Source organism: Janibacter sp. CFPM2_SD2 (genome assembly GCF_057364645.1).
Genome location: NZ_JBNFOF010000162.1, coordinates 1 through 7244, shown reverse-complemented (window position 1 = coordinate 7244; position 7244 = coordinate 1). Strand labels below are relative to the sequence as shown.

Genomic DNA, 7244 nt, shown 5'->3' with positions numbered 1-7244 from the left:
CCGGGCCGCGCGCTCGCGACCGGTGGCGGTGTTGTCCCCTTGGGCCTCCGTGGCCACGGCATCGGCGTCGGCGACCCCCGGCCGCGGCCAGGCCGGTGAGCAGGGTCCACCGCATGTCGGTGTCGACCGACAGGCCCTCGAGCGTCGTGCTGCCGTCGAGCAGGCCGGCGACCCACGTCGTGTCGTCGCCGGGGGCCAGGAGGTTGGCGTGGCCGGTGACGAGCTGGAGCTGGGCGTCGCTGCCCGGAGCGGCGCGCTGCGCCAGGGCGGCCAGGTGCGTGACGACCTGCTGGCGCAGCTGCTCGCGGTGCTCGGGCGCGGAGTAGGTGAGCACGGCGGTGCTGACCTGGGCGACGAGCGTGCGCAGCAGGGTCGAGTCGGACAGCCCGTCGAGCACGGGCAGGACGAGCTCGACGTAGTCGCTCGCCGGCATCTCGGCGTCACGCGTCATGTCCCAGGCCGAGGCCAGCGCCAGCGACGCCGGCAGCGAGTCCTCGAAGGCCGTCGGGTGGGCGAGCAGCGTTGCGAGGGAACGCTCGTCGAGGCGCAGCTTGGCGTAGGTCAGGTCGTCGTCGTTGAGCAGCAGCAGGTCGGGCTGGCGCTGACCGACGAGCTGGGGGAGCGGGGTGCGCTCGCTGTCGACGTCGACCTCGATGCGCTCGCGGCGCTGCAGCGTGCCGTCGACGAGGTCGTAGAGACCCACGGCGAGGCGGTGCGGGCGGATCGTCTCGAAGCCCTCGGCGAAGCTCTGCTCGATGACCGCGTCGATGTAGTGGCCGCGGTCGTCGACCTCGACCTGCGGGCGAAGGGTGTTGACGCCCGCCGTCTCGAGCCACAGCTTCGACCAGGAGCGCAGATCGCGACCCGAGGTGGCCTCGAGCTCGTCGAGCAGGTCGTCGAGCGTGGTGTTGCCCCACGCGTGCTTGGCGAAGTAGGCGCGCAGGCCGTCGCGGAAGGGCTCACGCCCGACATAGGCGACGAGCTGCTTGAGCACCGACGCGCCCTTGGCGTAGGTGATGCCGTCGAAGTTGACCTCGACGTCGGCGAGGTCGCGGATCGGGGCGACGATCGGGTGGGTCGAGCTCAGCTGGTCCTGGCGGTAGGCCCAGGCCTTCTCGTGGGTGCAGAAGGTCGTCCACGCGTCGGCCCACTCGGTCGCCTCGGCCTGGCAGGTCGTCGAGGCCCACTCGGCGAAGGACTCGTTGAGCCACAGGTCGTTCCACCACTTCATCGTCACGAGGTTGCCGAACCACATGTGGGCCAGCTCGTGCAGCACGGTGAGGGCGCGGCGCTCGACGAGGGCGTCGGGCACCTTCGAGCGGAAGACGTACATCTCGTGGAAGGTCACGCACCCGGCGTTCTCCATCGCGCCCATGTTGTACTCCGGCGTGAAGACCTGGTCGTACTTCGTGAAGGGGTAGGCGTGGTCGAACTCCTCCTCGAAGAAGGCGAAGCCCGCCTTGGTCAGGGCGAAGAGGTTGTCGGCGTCGAGGTACTGCGTGAGCGACTTGCGGCAGAAGATGCCCAGGGGCACCTCCTTGTCCCGCGAGGTGAGCGAGTCGCGCACGACGTCGTAGGGGCCGGCGACGAGCGCGGTGATGTAGCTGCTCATCCGCTCGGTTGGGGCGAAGGCCCAGGTCGCCACGCCCTCCTGACCCTCGACGGGGGTCGGCTCGGGGGTGGGGGAGTTGCCGATGACCTGCCAGTGGGCCGGCGCGGTGACGGTCAGGGTGAAGCTCGCCTTGAGGTCCGGCTGCTCGAAGACGGGGTACATGCGGCGGCTGTCGGGCACCTCGAACTGCGTGTAGAGGTAGACCTCGCCGTCGACGGGGTCGACGAAGCGGTGCAGGCCCTCGCCGGTGTTCATGTACCGACCCGTGGCCGCGATCGTCACGACGTTGTCCTCGGCGAGGTCGTCGAGACGGATCCGGTGGTCGGCGAAGATCGCCGCGGCGTCCAGCTGGGTGCCGTTGAGCTCGACGCCCTCCACGGACTCGCCGATGAAGTCGACGAAGGTGGAGGCGCCCCCCTTCGCGCTGAAGCGGATGGTGCTCGTCGTCGCGAAGGTCGTCTCCGAGGTCGTCAGGTCGAGCGTGATCTCGTGGCTGTCGACCGTGACGAGGGCCGCGCGCTCCGCGGCCTCCTCACGGGTGAGGTTCTTCCCGGGCACGTGCTGCTCCTTCGCGTGGGACGTTTTGGCGCCATGCTGTCACAGCACGACGACAGGTCTGAGACGATGGCGCCATGACGCAGACCGTGGAGATGTGGTTCGACCCGCTGTGCCCCTGGGCCTGGATGACGAGCCGGTGGCTCATGGAGGTCGAGCAAGTGCGTGACCTGGAGGTCACCTGGTCGCAGATGAGCCTGTCGGTCCTCAACGAAGGGCGTGACCTCCCCGACGAGTACCGCGAGATGATGGACCGTGGCTGGGCTCCGGTCCGGGTCATCGCGCCGCGCGCACGGCGCACGGCGACGAGGTGACCAAGCCGCTCTACGACGCCATCGGGACCCGCCTGCACCTCGGTGGTGAGCGCGACTTCGTCGCCGCCACGGCCGCCGCGCTCGCCGAGGTCGGCCTGCCGGCCGAGCTCATCGAGGCCGCCGACACCGACGAGCACGACGCCTTCCTGCGCGAGAGCCACGACCGCGCCATCGCCCTCGTCGGCGACGACGTGGGCACGCCCGTGATCTCCGTGGCGGACACCGCCTTCTTCGGCCCGGTCGTCTCGCCGGCGCCCAAGGGAGAGGCCGCCGGCCGACTGTGGGACGGCTGCGTCCTCGTCGCCGGCACCGACGGCTTCTTCGAGCTCAAGCGCTCCCGCACCCGCGACCCGATCTTCGACTGAGAGGCACTTCCTTGCGCGTCCACATCGGCGGCGACCACGCCGCCTTCGAGCTCCACCAGGAGCTGCTCACCTTTCTCGCCGACGAGGGCCACGAGGTCACCGACCACGGGCCCTTCGCCTACGACGCCCTCGACGACTACCCGGTCTTCGTCATCCGTGCAGCCCAGGCCGTCGCGGCCGACCCGGGCAGCCGCGGCATCGTCCTCGGGGGCTCCGGCAACGGCGAGCAGATGGCGGCCAACAAGGTCGCCGGCATCCGAGCGGCCCTGTGCTACAACGCCGAGCTGGCGCGCCTGGCCCGCGAGCACAACGACGCCCAGGTGCTGTCGATGGGTGGCCGCATGCAGTCGGTCGAGGAGGCCAAGGAGATGGTCCGCGTCTTCCTCGCCACCGACTTCACCGGCGAGGAGCGCCACCAGCGCCGCATCGACATGGTGAGCGCCTTCGAGGCCGACGGCACGGTCCCGCCCCTGCCCTGACCGCGGATCCCATAGCACCAGAGACCCGTCGCACGGTGTGTGCGGCGGGTCTCTGATTGGTCACAACCCTTCACAGACAGGCGAATCGGCGCCTAGGGTGCGGTCAACGGTCCCGGACGGGGCCGTGACGAACGACCGGGGAGAAGACGTTTGTCCGCCATCCTGCCCAGCCGGACCCTGTGGTCCGAGCGACGCCAGCCGTCGTGGGCGATGTCATCGACCAGCAGCACCCCTCTCGTCGTCGGTGTCGTCGCCGCCGTCGTGATCGTCGCGGCCGCCCACGTCGTCTGGCCGGAGGCGGTCCCGCTCGTCGCGCTCGTGCCGCCGTGCCTGCTCGCGGCCACCCTCTGCCCGATCGGCCAGGTCCGCGTCGCCTTCGCGCTCGTCCTCGCCTACCTCCTGTGGTCGACGGTCGCCTCGGGCGAAGGGGTGGCCCGTCACCTTCCCCTGCTGCTCTCGCTCGGCCTGATGTACGCCATCGCCGCCTCACGCTCCAGCCACGGCGTCGCCGCCTTCGCCGGTGACCGCATGCTCGGCGACCTGCGCTCGCGACTGCACGGCATGGGCGCGATCCCGACCCTGCCGCGTGGCTGGCACGCCGAGCGCTCCTTCGCCACCGCCCACGGCAGCGCCTTCGCCGGCGACTTCAACGTCGCGACGACGAGCCGCTGCGGCAACACCCTCGAGATGGTCCTCGCCGACGTCAGCGGCAAGGGGCAGGAGGCCGGCACCCGCGCGCTCGTCCTCGCCGGCGCCATCGGGGGAGTCATCGGCGGCAGCGCCCCGCAGGAGGTCCTGCCGATGGCCAACGAGTTCCTCGAGCGTGACGGCTGGGACGAGGGATTTGCCACCGCCGTGCACGTGCACATGGACCTCGTGACCGGCGAGACCCTCGTCTTCACGGCCGGCCACCCGCCGGCGATGCACTACGACGCGGGCTGCGGCCGGTGGTCGGCGCTCGACGACCAGCGCGGCCCGGCCCTGGGCCTGCTGCCCGGCACGCACTACACCCCCGCCCACACCGTCCTGCAGCGCGGCGACGCGCTGCTCATCTACACCGACGGCATCATCGAGTCGCGCCAGCGCGACCTCGACGACGGCATCGACTGGATGCTCGGGCAGGCGGAGGCCCGTGTCGCGCAAGGCTTCTCGGGTCTGGCCAAGCGGCTCGTCGCCGGCGGCCGCGCCGGGGTCGAGGACGATCGCGCCGCCGTCCTCGTGTGGCGAGACTGACCCCCCTTCGCCCCGCGTCGGCGATCTGACGGTGCCGCCGCGCCGTATCCTTGCGGCCGTGACCTCCGAGCCCGACCCGCACAAGCTGCCCCTGACCGACACCCCGCGCACCGCGGACGGCCGGTACCGGGCGACCGTGCGCACCTTCACCCCGCGCTGGCGGATGTCGCCGCGGGTCGAGGAGCTCATGGAGCGGCTGCTGCCGCGCTATGCCGTCCCGACGACGCCCCTGGACCCGATCCAGATCTTCGGCCGAGACCTGCCCGTCGTCCTCGAGATCGGGTCCGGCTACGGCGAGGCCGCCGTGGCCTATGCCCGCGAGCACCCCGAGCACGGGATCATCGCGGCCGAGGTGCACGTGCCGGGCGTGGCCACGCTGATGGAGAAGGCCGAGCGCGAGGGCCTGGACAACGTGCGGACCTTCCGCGGAGACGCCCTGGAGTACCTCATCGAGTGCGTCGGCCGCGATCAGCTCGAGGCCGTGCACCTCTTCTTCCCCGACCCGTGGCCCAAGGCGCGTCACGCCAAGCGGCGCTTCGTCCAGCAGGACACTCTCGACCTGGTGCTCGAGCGGCTGCGGCCCGGTGGCCACCTGCTCGTCGCCACCGACCACGCGAGCTATGCCGAGCACGTGCGCGAGCAGCTCGCGCAGCACCCGCGGGTGGCCGTCGTCGAGGGCGAGCGTCCCGCGTGGCGCCCGTCGGCGGGCTTCGAGGACAAGGGCCGTGCGGCCGGCGCGAGATCCGACGAGGTTCCGGGTCAGCCGAGCGAGGGTGACCGGGGCCCCGTGGCGGTCCGGCGGCCGGCCGGAGGCGTCACCAGGTGTGCGCGAACGTCGATGACGAGGCGCGAGCGGTCGCCGGGGCCGGCGAGCTCGGTGACCTTGAAGGGCAGGCGGCCGCGTGCCGATGCCCAGCGTGGACTGGCCCTCCCAGCTCCCGCCCCAGGCCACCTGGCGGAAGGTGCGGTAGCCCGAGGTGTCGACGAGCTCCGTGCGGTCGGCCGGCGAGTAGGTCGGGTCGAAGTCCTCGTCGTAGGCCGGCGTGCGCACGACGACCTGCAGCTTGGCCCCACCGCGAAGGGGGATGACCTTGCCGCTGCCGTCCTCGGAGAAGGTCGGGACGTAGCGGACGTCGTAGGACAGCGAGCGGCGCGGCCGGTCGACGTCGACGACGAGCCGGTCGAAGCACGTGTGCCGCCCGGAGCGGACGTCCGAGAGCGTGCCGAGGCTGTAGTGCGTGCCCCGGGCCTTGGCGAGCGAGCCCCACGTGGTGCTGCAGGCGGTGGTGGCCGAGGTCGCTGGTGCGGCCGCGGGCGCGGTGAGCAGCAGGGCCGCGGCCGCTGCGCTCACCCCGAGACGGATCCGGGTGTGCGTGCGAGTGGTCATCAGAGTCCCCCTTCGTCCGACGGGGCCGCGTTGCCCGCGTCATGGATGAAGACGCACGAGCCGGCTCGAGGGTTGCCCCGGCCGGGTCACGACGTCGCGAAGAGCGCCTGCCCGATGTACTCGCCCTCACCAGCGCCCGGGGGCACGGCGAAGAGCGCGGAGCCGGTGAACTTCAGGTACTCCATCATCGCGTCGTTCTTGGCCATCGCCGTCTGCATCGGGATGAAGTGGGTTGAGGGGTCGCGCACGTAGGCGAGGAAGAACAGGCCGGCGTCGAGCGTTCCGAGGTCGGTCGACCCGTCGACGAAGTTGTACCCCCGGCGCAGGATGCGCACGCCGTCGTTGTGGTCGGGGTGCACGACGGCGACGTGCGAGTCCGTGGGCACGATCGGGCGCCGCGGCCGGGCATCGTGAAGTCGGGGTCGGCGTGCTCCTCGCCGCCGGACAGCGGGGCCCCCGAGGACTTGGTGCGGCCGATGACCGCCTCCTGGTCGGCCAGACCCTGCCGGTCCCAGGTCTCGATGACCATGTTGATCCGTCGGACGGCGAGGTAGGACCCGCCGGCGAGCCACGGCGCGCCGTCGTCCTCGGGCTGGACCCAGACGTGCTCGTCGAGCGCGTCGGTCTCCTCGGCGAGGATGTTCTTCGTCCCGTCCTTGAAGCCGAAGAGGTTGCGGGGAGTCGCCTGCCCGCTCGTCGTGCTCGAGGTGCGGCCGAAGCCGAGCTGCGACCAGCGCACGGCGACGGTGCCCATGCCGACTCGGGCCAGGTTGCGGATCGCGTGGACAGCCACCTGCGGGTCGTCGGCGCAGGCCTGGACGCACAGGTCGCCGCCGCTGCGCGCGGGGTCGAGGAGGTCGCCGGGGAAGTGGGGGAGCGGCTCGAGCGCCGCCGGCCTCCGGTCTGCCAGGCCGAAGCGGTCCTTGCCGTCCGCGTCGGCGAAGAGCCCCGGGCCGAAGCCGAAGGTGATCGTCAGGCGCGAGGGCGGCAGCCCGATCGCCTCACCGGTGTCGTCAGGGGGCAGGCGGTAGTCGCCCTCGACGGGACCGATCGGCCCCGCGGAGCCGCCCGCCATCATCCGCTCGGCGGCCTCGGTCCACTCCTTGAGCAGCGAGATCAGCCGCGCCCGCGACGTCGTCGTGACGTCGAAGGCCGCGAAGTGCAGCCGGTCCTGGACCGGGGTCGTGATCCCCGGCTGGTGGGCACCCCGCAGGGCGAAGGGGGAGGAGGTCGCCCCCTTCGTCGACTCGGCCGCGGTGGTCCCGGCCCGGCGCCGAAGCCGCCGGCGACGCCCACGGC

At 71.9% G+C, this 7244-nt stretch carries 3 protein-coding genes and 5 pseudogenes; 4 read left to right on the top strand and 4 right to left on the bottom strand.

From position 1 onward, the window contains the following. Positions 1-2170 (bottom strand): annotated as a pseudogene (gene pepN, locus AC2W7J_RS13785) (aminopeptidase N); the annotation flags it as partial. Between the two features lie 74 nt (positions 2171-2244). Between pepN and AC2W7J_RS13780 the strand changes: the two are divergent. The 4 genes and pseudogenes from AC2W7J_RS13780 to trmB all read left to right on the top strand — a co-directional run. Then, positions 2245-2846 (top strand): annotated as a pseudogene (locus tag AC2W7J_RS13780) (mycothiol-dependent nitroreductase Rv2466c family protein). 11 nt (positions 2847-2857) lie between these two features. Continuing rightward, the gene (locus AC2W7J_RS13775) at positions 2858-3325 is read left to right on the top strand and encodes a ribose-5-phosphate isomerase (RefSeq protein ID WP_255183876.1); all 468 of its coding nucleotides are present in this window, start codon (positions 2858-2860) and stop codon (positions 3323-3325) included. Positions 3326-3535: 210 nt separating this feature from the next. Next, the gene (locus AC2W7J_RS13770; protein WP_485983072.1) at positions 3536-4558 is read left to right on the top strand and encodes a PP2C family protein-serine/threonine phosphatase; all 1023 of its coding nucleotides are present in this window, start codon (positions 3536-3538) and stop codon (positions 4556-4558) included. Positions 4559-4721: 163 nt separating this feature from the next. Continuing rightward, a pseudogene (gene trmB / locus AC2W7J_RS13765) lies at positions 4722-5228 on the top strand (tRNA (guanosine(46)-N7)-methyltransferase TrmB); the annotation flags it as partial. Positions 5229-5373: 145 nt separating this feature from the next. Here trmB and AC2W7J_RS13760 read toward each other — a convergent pair. The 3 genes and pseudogenes from AC2W7J_RS13760 to AC2W7J_RS13750 form a co-directional block, all read right to left on the bottom strand. Beyond that, positions 5374-5945, bottom strand: a pseudogene (locus tag AC2W7J_RS13760) (AMIN-like domain-containing (lipo)protein). Positions 5946-6031: 86 nt separating this feature from the next. Beyond that, positions 6032-6280 carry a hypothetical protein gene (locus AC2W7J_RS13755; protein ID WP_485983070.1) on the bottom strand — a complete coding sequence of 83 codons (249 nt, stop codon included), beginning with the start codon at positions 6278-6280 and terminating at the stop codon, positions 6032-6034. A 104-nt stretch (positions 6281-6384) separates the two neighbouring features. After that, positions 6385-7110: pseudogene (locus AC2W7J_RS13750) on the bottom strand (Dyp-type peroxidase); the annotation flags it as partial. Positions 7111-7244: the final 134 nt, after the last annotated feature.